Origin of the sequence: Lentilactobacillus otakiensis DSM 19908 = JCM 15040 (genome assembly GCF_001434145.1) — a bacterium.
GTDB lineage: Bacteria > Bacillota > Bacilli > Lactobacillales > Lactobacillaceae > Lentilactobacillus > Lentilactobacillus otakiensis.
In genome coordinates, this window is record NZ_AZED01000013.1 from 106,742 (window position 1) to 122,950 (window position 16,209).

At 42.7% G+C, this 16,209-nt stretch carries 19 protein-coding genes, 5 tRNA genes and 1 riboswitch; of the genes, 2 read left to right on the plus strand and 22 right to left on the minus strand.

Annotated features, from left to right (window positions below; genetic code table 11):
* Positions 1 to 40: 40 nt before the first annotated feature.
* The 11 genes from FD05_RS06470 to FD05_RS06520 form a co-directional block, all read right to left on the minus strand.
* Positions 41 to 112 (minus strand) — tRNA-Gly (locus FD05_RS06470).
* 4 nt (positions 113 to 116) lie between these two features.
* Positions 117 to 190 (minus strand) — tRNA-Thr (locus tag FD05_RS06475).
* 31 nt (positions 191 to 221) lie between these two features.
* A tRNA-Leu gene (locus FD05_RS06480) sits at positions 222 to 303 on the minus strand.
* Between the two features lie 18 nt (positions 304 to 321).
* Positions 322 to 394: transfer RNA gene (locus tag FD05_RS06485), tRNA-Lys, on the minus strand.
* Between the two features lie 2 nt (positions 395 to 396).
* A tRNA-Val gene (locus FD05_RS06490) sits at positions 397 to 469 on the minus strand.
* A 414-nt stretch (positions 470 to 883) separates the two neighbouring features.
* Positions 884 to 2,167: a serine--tRNA ligase gene (serS, locus tag FD05_RS06495; protein ID WP_020281096.1), complete on the minus strand. Its 1,284-nt coding sequence runs from the start codon at positions 2,165 to 2,167 to the stop codon at positions 884 to 886.
* A gap of 281 nt (positions 2,168 to 2,448) precedes the next feature.
* A complete protein-coding gene (locus tag FD05_RS06500; protein WP_020281095.1) occupies positions 2,449 to 3,087 on the minus strand; it encodes a deoxynucleoside kinase in 639 nt (212 codons plus the stop codon).
* A 105-nt stretch (positions 3,088 to 3,192) separates the two neighbouring features.
* Positions 3,193 to 4,233, minus strand: coding sequence for a tagatose 1,6-diphosphate aldolase (locus FD05_RS06505; protein ID WP_020281094.1), 1,041 nt, complete (start codon positions 4,231 to 4,233; stop codon positions 3,193 to 3,195).
* Between the two features lie 136 nt (positions 4,234 to 4,369).
* Complete coding sequence (locus FD05_RS06510) at positions 4,370 to 5,854, minus strand: amino acid permease (protein ID WP_020281093.1); 1,485 nt, start codon at positions 5,852 to 5,854, stop codon at positions 4,370 to 4,372.
* Between the two features lie 94 nt (positions 5,855 to 5,948).
* Positions 5,949 to 6,121, minus strand: a riboswitch (Lysine riboswitch).
* 85 nt (positions 6,122 to 6,206) lie between these two features.
* Positions 6,207 to 6,716 (minus strand): GNAT family N-acetyltransferase, encoded by a 510-nt coding sequence (locus FD05_RS06515; protein WP_020281092.1) that lies wholly within the window; start codon positions 6,714 to 6,716, stop codon positions 6,207 to 6,209.
* A gap of 48 nt (positions 6,717 to 6,764) precedes the next feature.
* The gene (locus tag FD05_RS06520; protein WP_039932865.1) at positions 6,765 to 7,454 is read right to left on the minus strand and encodes a phosphatase PAP2 family protein; all 690 of its coding nucleotides are present in this window, start codon (positions 7,452 to 7,454) and stop codon (positions 6,765 to 6,767) included.
* 159 nt (positions 7,455 to 7,613) lie between these two features.
* On the opposite strand from FD05_RS06520, the gene FD05_RS06525 reads away from it, so the two are divergent.
* Both FD05_RS06525 and FD05_RS06530 read left to right on the plus strand, forming a co-directional pair.
* Positions 7,614 to 8,450 carry a sulfite exporter TauE/SafE family protein gene (locus FD05_RS06525; protein ID WP_039932809.1) on the plus strand — a complete coding sequence of 279 codons (837 nt, stop codon included), beginning with the start codon at positions 7,614 to 7,616 and terminating at the stop codon, positions 8,448 to 8,450.
* Position 8,451: 1 nt separating this feature from the next.
* On the plus strand, positions 8,452 to 8,832 hold the full coding sequence (locus tag FD05_RS06530; protein WP_020281089.1) for a DUF1634 domain-containing protein: 381 nt from the start codon (positions 8,452 to 8,454) through the stop codon (positions 8,830 to 8,832).
* A 55-nt stretch (positions 8,833 to 8,887) separates the two neighbouring features.
* Here the strand turns inward: FD05_RS06530 and FD05_RS06535 are convergent, their stop codons facing one another.
* From FD05_RS06535 to FD05_RS06585, 11 genes are all read right to left on the minus strand, one after another.
* Positions 8,888 to 9,778, minus strand: a complete 891-nt coding sequence (locus FD05_RS06535) for a DUF4097 family beta strand repeat-containing protein (protein ID WP_039932807.1) — start codon at positions 9,776 to 9,778, stop codon at positions 8,888 to 8,890.
* A complete protein-coding gene (locus tag FD05_RS06540; RefSeq protein WP_020281087.1) occupies positions 9,775 to 10,407 on the minus strand; it encodes a DUF1700 domain-containing protein in 633 nt (210 codons plus the stop codon). Before FD05_RS06540 ends, FD05_RS06535 begins: the two co-directional genes overlap by 4 nt.
* Positions 10,400 to 10,717, minus strand: coding sequence for a PadR family transcriptional regulator (locus tag FD05_RS06545; RefSeq protein ID WP_039932805.1), 318 nt, complete (start codon positions 10,715 to 10,717; stop codon positions 10,400 to 10,402). Before FD05_RS06545 ends, FD05_RS06540 begins: the two co-directional genes overlap by 8 nt.
* A 113-nt stretch (positions 10,718 to 10,830) precedes the next feature.
* On the minus strand, positions 10,831 to 11,286 hold the full coding sequence (locus FD05_RS06550) for a threonine/serine exporter family protein (protein WP_020281085.1): 456 nt from the start codon (positions 11,284 to 11,286) through the stop codon (positions 10,831 to 10,833).
* Positions 11,287 to 11,295: 9 nt separating this feature from the next.
* Positions 11,296 to 12,066, minus strand: coding sequence for a threonine/serine exporter family protein (locus FD05_RS06555; protein WP_039932803.1), 771 nt, complete (start codon positions 12,064 to 12,066; stop codon positions 11,296 to 11,298).
* A 5-nt stretch (positions 12,067 to 12,071) separates the two neighbouring features.
* Positions 12,072 to 12,719: a metal-dependent transcriptional regulator gene (locus tag FD05_RS06560; protein WP_039932802.1), complete on the minus strand. Its 648-nt coding sequence runs from the start codon at positions 12,717 to 12,719 to the stop codon at positions 12,072 to 12,074.
* Positions 12,720 to 12,741: 22 nt separating this feature from the next.
* A complete protein-coding gene (locus FD05_RS06565; RefSeq protein WP_020281082.1) occupies positions 12,742 to 13,653 on the minus strand; it encodes a cation diffusion facilitator family transporter in 912 nt (303 codons plus the stop codon).
* 153 nt (positions 13,654 to 13,806) lie between these two features.
* Positions 13,807 to 14,427, minus strand: coding sequence for an FMN-dependent NADH-azoreductase (locus FD05_RS06570; RefSeq protein WP_039932801.1), 621 nt, complete (start codon positions 14,425 to 14,427; stop codon positions 13,807 to 13,809).
* A 466-nt stretch (positions 14,428 to 14,893) separates the two neighbouring features.
* The gene (locus FD05_RS06575; RefSeq protein ID WP_020281079.1) at positions 14,894 to 15,115 is read right to left on the minus strand and encodes a helix-turn-helix domain-containing protein; all 222 of its coding nucleotides are present in this window, start codon (positions 15,113 to 15,115) and stop codon (positions 14,894 to 14,896) included.
* 77 nt (positions 15,116 to 15,192) lie between these two features.
* Positions 15,193 to 15,588 carry a hypothetical protein gene (locus FD05_RS06580; protein WP_020281078.1) on the minus strand — a complete coding sequence of 132 codons (396 nt, stop codon included), beginning with the start codon at positions 15,586 to 15,588 and terminating at the stop codon, positions 15,193 to 15,195.
* A 109-nt stretch (positions 15,589 to 15,697) separates the two neighbouring features.
* Complete coding sequence (locus FD05_RS06585; protein ID WP_020281077.1) at positions 15,698 to 16,201, minus strand: DUF3278 domain-containing protein; 504 nt, start codon at positions 16,199 to 16,201, stop codon at positions 15,698 to 15,700.
* Positions 16,202 to 16,209 lie beyond the last annotated feature (8 nt).

A 16,209-nucleotide genomic window follows, 5' to 3' on the forward strand; every position in this document is an offset into this window, starting at 1 on the left:
AATATTAAATTAAGTAACCTCAATCACGGTACTTGATTGAAGCGGAAGACGGGATTCGAACCCGCGACCCCCACCATGGCAAGGTGATGTTCTACCACTGAACTACTTCCGCAAAATGCCGACTAGACGATTCGAACGCCCGACCTCTTCATTACTAGTGAAGCGCTCTAACCAACTGAGCTAAGTCGGCAAAATGTATATTGTTAGGTAACTAGCACCTATGCGGGCGAAGGGATTCGAACCCCCACGTCATAAGACACTAGAACCTAAATCTAGCGCGTCTGCCAGTTCCGCCACGCCCGCATTGTTAAAAACTGGCAATGAGCCGTGGCAGTCTCGAACTGCCGACCCTCTGATTAAAAGTCAGATGCTCTACCAACTGAGCTAACGGCTCAATGGAGGATACAGGGATCGAACCTGTGACCTCCTGCTTGTAAGGCAGATGCTCTCCCAGCTGAGCTAATCCTCCATGAATCTAATGAATCAAATATTGGTAGCAACATCATCAACACAACTATTAAATTTTACAATACCAGTCAATTCAAGTCAAGTGGAATTTTTAAATTTTATAGCTGGATGACTCTTAGTCAGTTGCGTCTTTTTCCGACAAAAAATATTATATCCTATCCTGGAAAACATTGCTAGTCCAATTTGAATATTTTTGGATTTTTATCCGATAATAACAAAAAGGCGAAAGACTTTTCACAGTCTTTCGCCTTCCTTGGATTAACGGAGTAGAAAATCACATGCACATCCAAGAAGATCAAGGAAATGAGGTCGACTAATCAAATGGTCGGGGAAACCACTGAATGGTTAGCCATAACCCGGGTTCGAATCAGTTCCTCCGGGTTACATTTATTAGTTACGCATTCTTTCCTCGAAATTATTTTTGTTTTTCAATTTTTGTCATCCCGTGCATATATGGACGAAGTGCTTCCGGAATTGTGACGGTTCCGTCTTCGTTTTGATAGTTTTCAAGAATTGCAGCCACTGTTCGACCAACAGCTAATCCTGACCCATTCAAAGTATGAACGAAGTGGAGTTTGCCGTCTTCGTCCCGATATTGAATATGGGCACGACGAGCTTGAAAATCAGTACAGTTTGAACAGCTGGAAATTTCGCGGTACTTATCCTGGGCTGGGAACCAAACTTCCAAATCGTGGGTCATAGCAGCAGTGAAGCTCATGTCGCTGGTGGTCAACGTAATAACGTGGTATGCCAATCCTAATTTTTGCAGGTTCTCTTCTGCTTGGTGGGTAATTTCTTCCAAAGCCTTCCATGAATCCTCTGGCTTGGTAAATTTGACCATTTCAACCTTGTTGAACTGATGCAGACGAATCAAGCCTTTGGTATCTCTGCCGGCACTTCCGGCTTCTGAACGGAATGCGGGTGACAACGCGGTAACTGAAACTGGCAGCTTTTCGGTTGGAATGACTTCATTTCTATAGTAGTTAACTAACGGAACTTCTGCAGTCGGAATCAATGTCAAATCGCTATCTTGAATTTCATAACCGGCTTTGGTCTCCAAGAACTTTGGAAATTGACCTGTGCCATACATCGAATCATTATTCACCATGTATGGTGGAATGACTTCGGTGTAGCCGGCTGCGGTGTTTTGATCGAGGTAGAAGTTGTAAACGGCACGTTCCAGCAAAGCCCCATCCCCAATATAGTAGACAAACCGACTGCCAGAAACTTTGGCTGCCCGCTCAAAGTCGAGGATGCCCAAGTCTTCACCGATATCCCAGTGATGCTTTGGTTTGAAATCAAATGAAGGAATCTTGCCAATCCTACGGAGCTCAACTGAGCCTTCCTCAGTGAGTGACACTGGGACACCATCATGGGGAATATTTGGTAAATGAGCTGCCAGATTATGTTCCTTGTCTTCAACTTGACGTAATTGCTCATCCAAGTCCTTGATTTTTTGGCCAACTTCCTTCATCTGGTTGATGGTTTCGGAAGCATCTTCCTTGTTGCGCTTCTTTTGAGAAATCTGGTCTGAGACCTCATTACGCTTTGCTTTCAACGATTCTGACTCAACAATTAAATCACGTCGTTTGGCGTCGTAGCCCACTAACTCATCAATCGTTTCGGGCTTAATACCTCTGGTGGCCAATTTTTCTTTGGTAAAATCTGGATCTTTTCTGATCTTTTTAATATCTAACATTCTAAATCCTCCCTTTTGTATACAAAAAGGACCCCTCGTCTATGGGACGAAGGATCCTTTTCGCGGTACCACCCAAGTTCTCGACAGTATCTTGTCGAGCTCTCAAAGTATGGTAACGGCATACACCGTGCAGCATTACCTGCCCGTTAACTTGTGCTGGAATGTTCGATGACAGTTCGCACCAGCCACTGTCTCTCTGAAATCTACTTAATAGGCACAAAACGTTTTATCTGCATTTGATTATAACCAATCAGTAGAGAAACTACAAGTTCAGATTGTCTTTAAATAGCCAGCTTTTCAACTTTGGCGTCGATCATATCGATGACCTTGTTCTTATCTGCATCATTTTCGACAAAGTCGTACTTATCACCATCAATTTGAATCTTTGGTGACTTGTCATAATCTTGATACCACTTTTGATAACGTTCATTTAAGTCTTTGTAGTATTGATACAAATCCGGGTCGCTGTCAATTTGTTCAAATGAACGGCCACGCTTTTGAATTCTTCTCAGCATCGTTTCAAATGAAATGTTGATATGAATCAACAAATCCGGGTTCTTACTATGATCGGTGGAAGAAATCTCCTGCATCATATTTTGCAGTAACGAATCATAAATGCTAACTTCGGTCTCGGTTGCCCGGCCTAAATCAGCGTTTAAATGAAAGAGCAATGAATCCTCAAAGATTGAGCGGTCCAACACGCTTTCGTTGTTCTGCCAGGCTTTTTTGATGTCATCCATTCGTCGATTCAAAAAATCGATCTGTAACAAGAACGCGTACTTCTTAGGATCCTTATAAAACAACGGCAAAATCCGATTGTTTTCAACAGATTCATAATAAGCAGGTGTTCCTAAATGGTCTGACAACATTTTAGTTAATGAAGTTTTTCCGGCACCAATCGTTCCAGCAAGTACAAGCATAAATATTCCCCTAACGTTTAAGCGTGCATTAAACACATGCACAATATTTTATCATCGCTACATATTGTACTAGTTAGAATAGATGGGTGCAACATATTGTGTAAATTATTTGATATTAGATGTGTCAACGACTTCGATATTGTCCAGGCCACCGTATGCTTCGAACCATGGTGTGGCATTTTCTGACAAGATTTGTGTCAACTCAGTCACATTCTTGGTTCCTTTTCGCTTAAGCCAATCAACCAAACCATCTTTACCATCACGAATGTAAATATCGACACCTTCGAGCCAAGTTGCCCGACCACTCAAGACACCATTGAACTTAGCACCTGAGTCGCCAGCTAATTTCAGTTCACGCTGGAAGACAGGTGTTGGCACACCGGCACTCAAGAAAATAAATGGCCGAGTTGCTTCATCGCTTAACTCTTTGAGGTATCCCTTAGCCTGATCTTCAGTATAAGCATAATCATCACCATCAGCCCATTCCTTCACATAAGTTGGGTTGAAAGGAATTTCCATCTTCAACACATCGATATGATATTTCTCTTTGGTGAATTCCATCATTGATTGGAGAACCAAATCGGGCTTGATCTTAGCAAAGTCCAGAGACTTGCTGTCATAACGATCGTCATAAGTGACAATTTCAAAGAAGGTGGGTGTCTGAGCAGCTAAGCCCTCTGTCCCGTATCGCTCTGCAAATGCTTTTTTAACATCGTTAATTTCATCAGGATCGTTTGGGTTGTAGTAAACCAACACTTTAAGCGCATCGGCACCCTTTTCCACCATGATTTGAGCAGATTGATCTGGAATTAAGCTGGGTAGTCGGCCAGGGGTATCAGCATCGTACCCCGTCTTTTCATAAGACATAATCAAGCCGGTATCTTTGTCTTTAGCTTGGATTCCTTTGAAACCCATTTGTTCATCGAGCAAAACTGCTGAACTCAACGGGCTCAAGATTTCCGAGACGATTTCCTTAAAATCGTAAACCATCTTCATACTGAAAAGCTTTCCGTATTTTTCGGAAGCTGTTTTCATACCCTTAACAAGCGATCCACGTTGATCTAACGCCAATGCATCGATAATGTTCTGATCGTTGGACAATTTGTTCATTCTTTCAAACTTGCCTTTTGACATATACTTTTTCATATATCTTTCACCTCATATTTTAAATATACCAATTACTGAAATTGTACCAAACTTCTCCATGCAATATCAAGTCTTGACCTTGTAAATAATAAAAATTGGCCTATCCAAACGGATAGACCAATTTACAATTAATATATTACTTGTTGTTCAATTTTGAAAGATTTTCATCTTTACGTGCTGGGGAAACGTCGACCTTATCCAGCGGAATGATTTTCGTGTGATGTTTAATTTTATACCAAATGTACAATACCAATACCAACGGCACACTCATGTATGTCACCAGAATTTGCTTCCAGTCAAAGTTGGCAAAAGCTTGCGGATTTTGACCCACGATAACCAAAATACACAAAATCAAACACAATACGGGACCAAATGGGAATAATTTGGCATGGTACTTTAACTCAGAGATACTATGCCCCTGCTTGATAAAAGCTCGTCTAAACCGATAATGTGAAATTGCAATTCCAAACCAGGCAATGAACCCAGTCAACCCAGAAGCTGCCACCAACCACATGTAAATTTTTGGGCCGGCAATACTGGAAATGAACGTCAATAATGAAACCAAAGTGGTAACCAAAAGTGAATAATAGGGGATTCCATTAGTGGCGGTTTTTCCCAAGGCCTTTGGCGCATAACCACTGTTAGACAATGAGTACATCATCCGAGTCGATGCGTACATCCCTGAATTGGCAGATGAAATAACCGAGGTCAGGATAACTGCGTTCATTACACTGGCTGCCGCAGCCAGTCCAGCCCGCTGGAACACCAAAGTAAATGGACTAATGGCAATATCGGTTGCACTTGAGCCCAATAGTGAATGGCTGGTATAAGGGATAATCGCTGCAATGACAAAGATTGTCAGAATATAGAATAAGATAATCCGCCAGAACACTTCATTAATCGCCTTAGGCACACTGTGTTGAGGGTCTTGAGATTCACCGGCAGTAATTCCAACCAGTTCAGTTCCCTGAAAGGAGAATCCGGCAACCACGAAGACACTTAGAATTGCAGGAAACCCACCAACAAATGGTGCCTGCTTAATTGAAAAGTTACGCATCCCAACAAAATGACCGCCCATAATCCCAAAAATAGTCAAAAAACCGACTGCCAGGAAGATAATGATCGTGACCACTTTAATGGCGGACATCCAAAATTCAGTCTCACCAAATGTGCTGACAGACATCGCGTTAATTAAGAAAATAATTGCCAAGGCAATCGCACTCCAAATCCAAGCGGGTACGTTTGGCAGCCAGAATTTCATAACCAACGCGGCGGTACTGATATCAACGGCAACCGTGATTGCCCAGTTGAACCAATAGTTCCAGCCCATGGCAAATCCCAAGGCCGGATCAACGTACTTGGATGAGTATGCCGCAAATGACCCCGAAATCGGCATATTTGTGGCCATTTCCCCAAGGCTGGTCATTAGGAAGTAAACCATCAAGCCCATCAAAACATAGGCCGTCAGGGCGCCTCCAGGGCCGGCCTGGCTGATTGCGGATCCGCTGGCTACAAATAATCCGGTTCCAATACAACCACCCAGGGCAATCATCGACACATGGCGGGCTTTTAGCCCCCGCTTAACCTGCCCATTGGATTCTTCGCTCTCGTTATCGTTCATCGTTTCGTCTCCTATATAAAATAATTTAGAACCTCACTAAATCTACAAAAAAATCCCTTTCAAAATATTGAAAGAGACAATGTGCGTTTCTCAACATCTTGATAGCTCTCCGCGATTTCCCGCGACAGTCCCCAGCCTCTTAAACTGGGTCCCAACAACCAATTGGAAGGCAATTGGTTGTTTCGGCACTCATCCCTTTTTACTTCAGTCATAACTTCCTTCAAGTTCCTGAAATATACTGTTGATGAATGCGCCTCTACTCGAATATATTGATTGATTTAGTTTGTAAATAACTTCGACAATAAAAATTGTAACTCACTTGCTTGAAATTGACAAACCAGAGCCGCTTTTCTCACTGCAGTTTGAGTTGGTAAAGCACTTTTTCTTTTCCAACAAGGGGGTCGGTAACCGTGGCAAGTTCTTGAAATCCAACTTTTTGTATTAATCCTTTGGAAGGTAAATTGTCGATAAACACTTCTGCACTGAGGCTTTGAACTGTGTGATCTCTTTTGAGGGCTTCAATCAACCCACTCATCGCTTCAGTCATCAGCCCTTGATTCCAAAAATCGGGATGGAGAAAATAACTCAGCTCCAAGTTGTGTGTATCGGGCTCCCCCGTTTGCTCGATTCGTTCATATAAAAGGATTGCCCCCACCAGCTGGTGATCCAACCAAATGCCTACTGAGTTAGGATGGGCAAGCTGTCGTTTGGCAATCTCCCCCAACATTTTCTGATTACTGACCAAATTGAAACCAGCACCTTCAGCGATGACAGGAATCGAAATTAACGCTTCGTATGCTGGTAAATCAGTCAAGGCGAGCTTGGTAATAACAAGTCGTTCCGTTTTAATGGGTAATTTCAAGGGTCTGCTCCTTTTAAAAAATGCCGGGGAAAATCCCCGACATCGAATTTAGATCTTAGTATGAACAACAAACCGGTAGCGCGCTACTTGAGGCGCATAACTGGCATAAAGCATTTCAGCAACTAACAACCAAGAATAGCCAACCAGGCAAGCACCGACCGTATCAGTTGGGTAGTGGGCGTTCAAATAGACGCGTGAGAGCATCACCAGTGCCAGACCAATGACCAAAAGCCCCTTCAGGACCACTCGAATTGAAGCTCGCTGAATCAACGGCATAACAATGATCCAAAGCACCCCGACTACTAAGAAGAAACCTAAGACATGACCACTGGGAAAGCTATAGCCGTTATCGACGCCTAAATGTAGTGGTGGCCGATGGCGTCTCACCAATTGTTTAACGACCGCACCAATCACGTCCCCGCCAACAATCGTACCTAATGCCCACAGTGCCGGCACTTTATATTTAAATCCCCAGAGGAAAAAAGCAACAATGAACACCCAAAAAATATCCATCTTGGGACTGGCTAAGAATGTGATAATCGAATAAAAATGCTCCAAGCCTTGACTAGGTGAGGATCCTTGAATGGCCGTGGTAAATATTGAATCTAAAAATTGCAAATAATCAAAATTAAACGCCACTGAAACTGAAAGCAAACCTGTAAAACACAAACTCACAAGTAGTTTGAGCAGACGGTTTGGATCGCGTTCCATCAGCATGTAGTCTTCGTTTCCGTACATCATTTCAACAATCCTCTCGTATGTATTACTCAAAAACGAGTATATCACAAATCGGAAACCTGGTTTTTGGTTTCTGAAAATTTTTAGCCATCTTTTAATTATTTACAGAAAGTGTATAATCTTGTGAGTTAGTGACAGCAATTATAAGGAGTGAGAAACTTGATAAATTATGCTTTGTTGATGATTGCCATCGGCGTGTTTGCAGGATTTGCCGGTGCAATCCTGGGGTTAGGCGGCGGAATTATCTTAACGCCAATCTTAACGCTCTTGATGGGTGTCGATATCAAATACGCAATCGGTGCCAGTATCGTTGCGGTCATCGCGACGAGCTCGGGGGCAACAATCGCCTATCTACGTGACAAAGTTCTCAACTTACGGGTGGCAATGTTTTTGGAAATTGCCACGACTTTAGGAGCATTAAGCGGTGCGCTTTTAACTGGCGTGATTGATCCCAAATATCTCTACATACTATTTGGTTTACTGCTATTATTCTCAGGTTACAATATGATCCGCAAGCTCATCAGCCATCAAGAAGTGCTCCATCTTGCCCATCCCGACAAACTATCTTCCAAGTTCAAATTAGACAGCAGTTACTTTGACAACGTTGAGGGCAAAACGATTAATTATGAAGTCGAACACATCCCTGGCGGTTTAGCCGTCATGTACGGCGCTGGAATTGCCAGTGGGCTCCTCGGAATCGGTTCAGGCGCCTTCAAGGTCATGGCAATGGACACGGTCATGAAAATGCCACTCAAGCCGTCAACTTCTACCAGTAACCTCATGATGGGGGTTACCGCCGCAGCCAGTGCGACTGTTTACTTCTTCAACGGCTCAATCAAGCCCATGATTGCCGTCCCTCTGGCACTCGGAATCTTAGTTGGCGCCCGAGGCGGTTCACGAATTATGCGTGACATGTCTGCCCGTTCAATTCGGATGATTTTCGTGCCAATCCTGTTCTATATCGGAATTGAAATGTTTATGAAGGGGATCAGATAAAATGGACAAAGACACAAAACAACAAACGACAGAAGAAATGGCCGATGTCCAACTCATCATTGGTAAGATCCTTCGGCTAGGTGTCCTGGTGTCAGCGACAGTCATGCTCATCGGGTTACTGCTCCTGATTGTCAAGGGCAACGGTGGCTACCCCAACAATACCTTTCCAACCGACTTCACTGAGATTTGGCACGGCATTGCACAATTGAAGCCCTATGCCATCATGATGCTGGGAATTTTCTTACTCATCTTAACCCCGGTTCTACGGGTGATCGTCTCAATCTATTCCTTCTACCGCGAGGGTGACAATCTATACGTGGTCATCACAACGATTGTCTTGGTGATCTTGGGAATCTCTTTTGTATTTGGAATTTTAAGATAATAGTTGAACATCAAAATGCGCCTCAAGATTTCGTATCTTGAAGCGCATTTTTTTGTTAGCCTTCATGAATTGTCACGTCACCAACATCGCTGGTAAATTTGTAAACAATCGGATTTTTCGCTGTGCTTTCAATGTGTTTCTTGTGTGAGCTGCCAAACAATGATGCGTCACCAACATCCGCACTTACTGAAATTTGTGCCCGTTTATTTTTCGCTACGTGGCCACTAATATCGCCAACATCACTATGGGCAGTCAATGACTTACCTACCTTCTGTGGATTGAAATTAATGTCGCCAGCGCCGGTTTCAACCGACATTGAATCGAATTTGTTGGACGTCAAGGTGACATCCCCGGCGCCCACATCAAGATGGGCATTCGGAAACCGGCTGGATTTCAATGTGACATCCCCGGTGTTCTCCAAATCCAAATCCGCAGTTGTCGTGACATGATCGAGCGTAACATCACCAACACCTGAAGAAGTGATCGTCTTGATGATCATATTTTTCACGGAAATCGAGTCAGCCACATCACTGGTAATTGTGCCAATCTGAGTGTTCTTAGGAACGGTAATGATTGTTTTGCCAAATAGATGGGATGCTTGATCAAAATCGCCAAAGAACACGACGCCATGGCGTTTAGGCTGACTCTTCAGGTTCATATGAAGCGTATCTCCTGATTTGGTCACCTTGGTAGCACTCGGATATGTGATTTCAGTTTTCGAAACGTTCCCTTTTTTGATTTGAACTCGACTGGCAGTCGCCAATGAAAAGTTCTTAATTCCAGAATAGCTCTTCGTGACCTGGTGGGACTTGACTCTACTATATTGATCAGTGGTGAACCCGTGATCCCAATAAACCGTGCGGGCACCGCCATTTCCCAGTCCGAGAGCAAACAGAAAGATTCCCACGACAGTGACTATGAATCCAACAATGACAGTTTTTTTCATTTCTGGTCACCCTTTTCCTTTCGTTCGGCCCGATTTTTCGGCACAATCTTGTTATAAATCCACTTAGAGAACAGCGTAATACCACGGATTAAGGCGTTGATGGCTTTTTTGAACAGCGGCGTCAGCATGATCAGCACACCGATCACCATCAAGCCCATTCCGACATAGAAAATTCCTGTCCAAAATGAGCTGAACAAGGTTCCCAGCCCGACAACAAAGCCAGTAATTCCGACTACAATGATCGCAAAGAAAATTGCCAAAACCGCAACAATCAGGGACCCGGAAACAACAATTGCTGCAAAGATTAACCCTGCCAAACCGAGGGCCAACGGAATCGTCACCGGCGTTGAAAGTAACGCCAAGATGATCAGCCAAATGGTTTTGACATCATTTTTCGGTTGCTGCTTGCGTGACTTTGCCGACGTCGGTGTTTCCAAGGTCCGAATGGAATAATCTGCCAGTACCTTCCGTGCCAATTGATGTGGTGTGCCCAATTCTCTAATGCAATCGTCGTAAGAATCGTAACCACCGTCCTGAAGATATTCAGTATAGAAATCAACTGCTTCATCCCGTTCTTCCGGACTCAGTTGCCCCAATAGCGCTCGAAATTCCTCAATGTAATCATTCATCCTGATCATCTCCTAACATGTTATCAATACCTTTCTTAAATTCGTGCCACTCCTGTTGAATAATGCCAAACTGCCGTTGACCTTCCGGCGTAATTTTATAATATCGGCGGTTGCGGCCTTGATATGGCTCATCATAAGTCGTCAACAAATCATTCTTTTTTAATCGCCGTAAAACTGGATACATCGTTGACTCCGATACGGATATCGACTCCTGCACTTTCTGAGTCAATGCATAACCGTAATAGTCCTGGTCATTCAAGATGCCCAAAACACATCCATCTAATAATTCTGAACTTATTTGAATTGCCATATTGTCACCTCCACAGTATTATACGTCGTATAATATTATCCAAGACAAATAATACTACTTGGAAAATGGATGTCAAATATTTTTCACTAAAAATTGCAACAAAAAAGAACGACCTAATTAGATCGTCCTCTTGAGACATATTTAATCTTAATTCGAATTTTATTAATTAATTCAGCAACGATAAACCCTAGGGCGATTGAGCCGGCAATCCACACCACCTCTGACAGATAGTTGAATGCCACTTGATAATCACCCAAGGCAAGGTTCTTAATGGTGTTGTACGCCTGTCCTCCTGGCACTAATGGCACCAGACCCGGCACATCAAATAAAATGCTGGGCATTTTTTTGAGGTGAGCAATGACAACTGAAACCAACCCAATTGTGAGGCCGCCAAAGAAGTTGGCCGACCCCAAGCCACCCCATGTGTTCATGATGGCATAATACACCAACCAGCTCAACGTCGCCGTAATGCCGGCAACGTTTAATGCTCGGTGGGGTAAGTTGACAATCAGGCCAAAGCCGATTCCCGAAAAATATACGCAGATACATTTGATAATAAACAAACTCATAAGCATCCCTCAAAAGAAGTGCAGCGCAATCGCCACACCAAAGCCCAGCGCACACGCACTGATCAAGGCTTCAATTCCCCTGGCCGGACCACTAATCAAGTTCCCGGACAAGGCATCTCGCACAGCATTAGTGAGTGGGATTCCTGGCACCAACGGCATCATGCCACCAATAATGATGTCATCAGCTTTAACGCCAATGCCATTTTTAACGGCGATCAGTGCCAAGGCACCAACCACAACAGCGGCCAAAAACTCACTTAAAAAACGGATTTGAATATAAATATTCAAGAAATAATAAACCGCCCAGCCAAACATGCCGACAATAAATGCAATCCAAAAATCGGGAAGATTGTTCTGGAAAACCACAACCAGCGTGCCACTGACTAAACCCGCGCCAAGAGTTTGAAGCCAAAGTGGAAACGTAGCCACCAAGTCGTCGATATGAACCAAATCATCTCGAAACTGGTAGATATCAATTTTCTTTGCCGCGTATTCCCGTGACAGCTCATTGACCTTGGCAACTTTTTCCATGTCAAACGCCCGCTTATCAATCGAACCAACCTCTGCTCCGACTTCTTTAACGCCACCTGACATAATAATGCCAGTCAGTGTCGCATAGACCTGAGCATCTTTCAGTCCGGCATTTCTCGCAATCCGCATAATCGTATCATTAACTCGCGACATTTCGGACCCCGACTCAATCATAATCCGGCCAGCGAGCACGCAGGTGTTTAAGACCAAATGATCATAGTTCTCCTGCCGAGTTGCAGTGTCTGGCATTTTAATCACCTCACGAAAACGTAGTGAGCCGTTTTAAATCCAATCACGAGTTTTTTCTTATCCGTTAAATTCTTAACGGTCACCGAGCCTTCGAACGGATCGTGGGAAATAATTTTTAACTTATCGCCAATATCGAGCTTAATATCGCCCAACAACGTGAGTAAGTCGTGATTATCAATAAACCGGTTGACGATAACTTCTTCACCGTCTTTGGCGTTGGTCAGCAGCTTATCCTTATCCGGGTGGTAGTTCCCGTTTCGGTCTGGAATGACTCCACCATGTGGACAACGTTTGGGATTGCCTAAGAAGTCGTCCAAGTGATCAATCATTTTATCTGAGGTGACATGCTCCAGCAATTCAGCTTCGCCATGGACATCAGAAATCTCGTAGTGCAACGTGTTGACTAAAAATGTCTCCCAAATCCGATGTTTGCGCACAAGTTCTTCAGCATACTTCTTTCCCTTTTTAGTCAGTTGAACACCAGAATAGGGTTCGTGAGTCACCAGTTTCTCGTCAACCATCTTGTTCACCATTTCAGTTACTGAACCGGCAGCGATGTTTAAACTGATTGCAATCTGTTTGTTACTAACCAGATCGTCGGAACCGCCAAGTTCAAATATTATCTTTAAATAGTCCTCTTTCATTGGGGTCATTAAGCTCTAAATCTCCTATATTTTATGGAATATCGTTTCCACGGTCATAAATAATATCTTCATGCTCGCCACGAGTTGTTTCCGCCTGTATAGTGACGTGGCACATGTGATACTTATCTTTCAAAACTTTACTAATTTCCGAATAAATCGGCTGTGCTTCGCTAATCTTCATATCATGCATGTTCACATGAGCTGAGAAAATCACGTTGTTTTCGTCAATCGACCAGGCATGGACGTGATGGACGCTAAAGACGCCATCAATTTGCAACAGATCTTTTTTGATCTGGTCATAGTCCAAGTTGGGTGCTCCCTGCATCAGAATTCTAAATGTTTGGCGAATAATTGGAATTGATTCATAGAAAATGTATACAGCAACAATGACCGTAACAATTGGATCAGCCATCGTCCAGTTGTACAAATCAATCAAAATTCCGCCAAAAATAATTGCTAATGATGATAACGCATCGCTTAGAATATGCAAGTATGTTGCTTTCATATTCAAGCTGCTTTTAGAACCTGAGTTCAACAGATAGGCTGATAATAAATTGGCGGCCAAGCCAATCACAGCGATCGTCAGCATTAAGTTACCGTTAATCGGTTGTGGCTTGGTAATCCGTTTCAAAGCCTCAATGATCAAAAAGACACAAATCAAAGCCAACGCAATTGAATTTAAAAATGCGGCGATAATTTCAGCCCGCTTGTAACCAAAAGTATTCCGGCCATTTTGACGGCGTTTACTGATTCGGCTGGCAGCATAACTGAAAACAATCGAAACTGAATCACCTGCATTATGAAAACCATCTGAAATCAATGAAAGACTTCCTGATAGCGCACCACCAATGAATTCAGCAATAGTAATAACAACGTTCAGCACGGTAACCCAAAAGAACTTGTTACCGGCCAATTCTTCGTGATCGTGATCTTTTTCAATCATCGGTTAATCACTCCAATCTATTATCATTATTGCATTAGTCGGAGAAAATTTCCATAACCAATAAACAATCCTTTTAGGGATACCAGAAAATTTCCCGCCATTCATCATAAAAGAAAAGGACGAGTCAGGTTTCACCAGCTCATCCACGATTATCTAAAATTCGTCAGCCACTTTTCTGGCTTCAGTTTCAGCATCTGCTACAATCTGCTCAGCTTGCTCCGGGAAATGATCCATTCCCTCAATACTGATTTTCTGAACCGATTGAAGGCCAACAAAATTCAGGATACCTTTAACATACTGGGTCCCAAAATCTTGATTATTATATTTCCCACCGGCCGCCTGAATGTGCATCGCCTTTTTGCCACTGGTTAGTGGGATTGCGGCACCGGTGTCGGTGTACTTAAAAGTTTTCCCGGCGACACAAATCGTATCAATCCAGGCTTTAAGCTTGGTTGGGACCATCAAATTAATCAGTGGATTGGCAATCACAATTTTATCAGCAGCCAAGAACTGGTCAGTTGAGGCATTAAATTCCGCAACCTTCACTTGTTGGGCGGAAGTCAGGTCACCAAAACGAGTGCCGCTGGTCAATTCATCCCATGCGGACAAAACATCGCCATCGATTTCTGGGAAATCAACTTGGTACAAATCCAATTTATCAATTTCATCATCTGGATGTGTCTTAACATATTCGGCCAAAAAAGCATTCAGGACTTTTAACGTCCGTGACTTGTCGCTTTTTGGACGTGCAATTACAACGAGTACTTTTGCCATTATTAAGGACCTCTTTTGTGAGCTAGTTAGGTTTCAACGCTGATACTATAGCATGATATGGGTGGTGTGGCAACGTTTTCATTCTTTGGTGGAAATATCGGGCTAAGTTTTGGGATCCTTGACAATATGCTGAAATATGGTCGATACTTTTATGTTGCTGAAACGTGCTCCGACGCAACTGACACTCTCAACAGAAAAAAGCCAGCGCAAATGCACTGACTTTTCCTAAGGGGAATCGGCGACTCTAATGGTTTTAATCAAATATCACTTCGTTCATACTCGAATACTGATCCGGTTTATAACCGAATACTCAAAGTGCTTTTATTCGCACGATGGAACTCTTTTGTCACATTACTTGTGCAATCTAACAGTTATACAAACGATCATCTAATTAATTACTTAAAGAGCGCCAATACCCCTCTTGTTTAGAATATCATTCAATTCTTGGTTTAACAATAACTTTGTCCTATATATTACAGTGTTTAATCAGCTGTTTGACATCGTCAATCGACGAACCGTTTTCGATGAAGCAATGGACCATATCCATCCAATACATATCAGTCTCATCAAAATCGGCCACTGCAGTCGCATCGGTTCTACTCGGCACCAAACCATTCTTGATATAGTCATCAATCACGGCAGGGGTGACATTAAATCTGGCTGCAGTTTCATTCAATGTAAGTTTCATAAGCGTTACTCCTGAATAGTCATTAAATTTCAAATCAAATGATAGTCTAACAGCTTGATAATAAAATGCAACAGCAATTATTCAACCATCCGCCAATTCCCTTCGTCGGCTTTAGAAATTTGATCCAGGAAGTGGAGAATTGACGCAGCTCGGTCCTTGTCGTGCTTGACCAACATGTTGAGGGCCTCACCGGTAATGATCGGATTACTCAATGAAAATTCTTCACCCTTCTTCTCGCCGGTAGAAAATGCCAACACTGTGTTGCCATCATCAATTTCAGTAATAATGAAGAACATACTGAAATCATCGTCATCTTTCATGTAGGCGGGCATTGCCCAAATACCATCGCTGATTTGAACCAGTTCTTCATTGTCAAAACGGTAGTCCCGGTGGTTCTGATCGTTAACCGGCTTGTCCAGCACAAACATCATCTTGTCAAAAACTGGGTTGCCGAGCTTAATATTGTCTTCCATATTGATCCCCTTTTTGCAGAATTAATTATTAAATGACACGTGCAAAAATCATTCTACTGATATTCCGGGGTTGATGCAAGAGAATATATAATCTGAAAACTCAAAGTGCCTACTTGACTTTAACAATATGTGAAATTGCTGTCCATGAATCAATTATCCATACCAGAAGGAAGAATCCAAGGGCAGACAAAATGATAAGCTGTGTTTTCATAACATTTGATGTCATCAATACTGTTAGGAATATTAATCCCCACAAGAGCCCTGAAATCATACTGCTTTTAACTGCATCAGAAACTGCATGTGAATAATCAGACTCTGAGACCTCTTGAATATCCAAATGGAGTTTGGAAACAGTTTGTCTGATAAAAATGTTTGTACCTCCCACACCAATAAATAAATTTGCATAGACAAAAATATTCATCATCGAAGTTAAGTTAGCCGAATTTGAGAACGTGACCATCGCTTCAGTTGCAATGAATATGTACAACCACAAAAAAATAAATGCGTGAACCACAGCCTCGTTGATGGCATTTCGAGTATGCTCATCAAGTAAGCCTCGAATATTGAAAAAGTACCTCATTAATTTGATTGATGTTGCTTCATTTCTTCTCATTTCTATCC

Excerpts from the sequence above, each read along its gene's own strand:
- serS (WP_020281096.1), bottom strand. The coding sequence starts at position 2,167 with ATGTTAGATATTAAAAAGATCAGAAAAGATCCAGATTTTACCAAAGAA.
- FD05_RS06500 (WP_020281095.1), bottom strand. The coding sequence starts at position 3,087 with ATGCTTGTACTTGCTGGAACGATTGGTGCCGGAAAAACTTCATTAACT.
- FD05_RS06505 (WP_020281094.1), bottom strand. The coding sequence starts at position 4,233 with ATGAAAAAGTATATGTCAAAAGGCAAGTTTGAAAGAATGAACAAATTG.
- FD05_RS06510 (WP_020281093.1), bottom strand. The coding sequence starts at position 5,854 with ATGAACGATAACGAGAGCGAAGAATCCAATGGGCAGGTTAAGCGGGGG.
- FD05_RS06520 (WP_039932865.1), bottom strand. The coding sequence starts at position 7,454 with ATGTACGGAAACGAAGACTACATGCTGATGGAACGCGATCCAAACCGT.
- FD05_RS06530 (WP_020281089.1), top strand. The coding sequence starts at position 8,452 with ATGGACAAAGACACAAAACAACAAACGACAGAAGAAATGGCCGATGTC.
- FD05_RS06535 (WP_039932807.1), bottom strand. The coding sequence starts at position 9,778 with ATGAAAAAAACTGTCATTGTTGGATTCATAGTCACTGTCGTGGGAATC.
- FD05_RS06540 (WP_020281087.1), bottom strand. The coding sequence starts at position 10,407 with ATGAATGATTACATTGAGGAATTTCGAGCGCTATTGGGGCAACTGAGT.
- FD05_RS06545 (WP_039932805.1), bottom strand. The coding sequence starts at position 10,717 with ATGGCAATTCAAATAAGTTCAGAATTATTAGATGGATGTGTTTTGGGC.
- FD05_RS06550 (WP_020281085.1), bottom strand. The coding sequence starts at position 11,286 with ATGAGTTTGTTTATTATCAAATGTATCTGCGTATATTTTTCGGGAATC.
- FD05_RS06555 (WP_039932803.1), bottom strand. The coding sequence starts at position 12,066 with ATGCCAGACACTGCAACTCGGCAGGAGAACTATGATCATTTGGTCTTA.
- FD05_RS06560 (WP_039932802.1), bottom strand. The coding sequence starts at position 12,719 with ATGACCCCAATGAAAGAGGACTATTTAAAGATAATATTTGAACTTGGC.
- FD05_RS06565 (WP_020281082.1), bottom strand. The coding sequence starts at position 13,653 with ATGATTGAAAAAGATCACGATCACGAAGAATTGGCCGGTAACAAGTTC.
- FD05_RS06570 (WP_039932801.1), bottom strand. The coding sequence starts at position 14,427 with ATGGCAAAAGTACTCGTTGTAATTGCACGTCCAAAAAGCGACAAGTCA.
- FD05_RS06575 (WP_020281079.1), bottom strand. The coding sequence starts at position 15,115 with ATGAAACTTACATTGAATGAAACTGCAGCCAGATTTAATGTCACCCCT.
- FD05_RS06580 (WP_020281078.1), bottom strand. The coding sequence starts at position 15,588 with ATGGAAGACAATATTAAGCTCGGCAACCCAGTTTTTGACAAGATGATG.
- FD05_RS06585 (WP_020281077.1), bottom strand. The coding sequence starts at position 16,201 with ATGAGAAGAAATGAAGCAACATCAATCAAATTAATGAGGTACTTTTTC.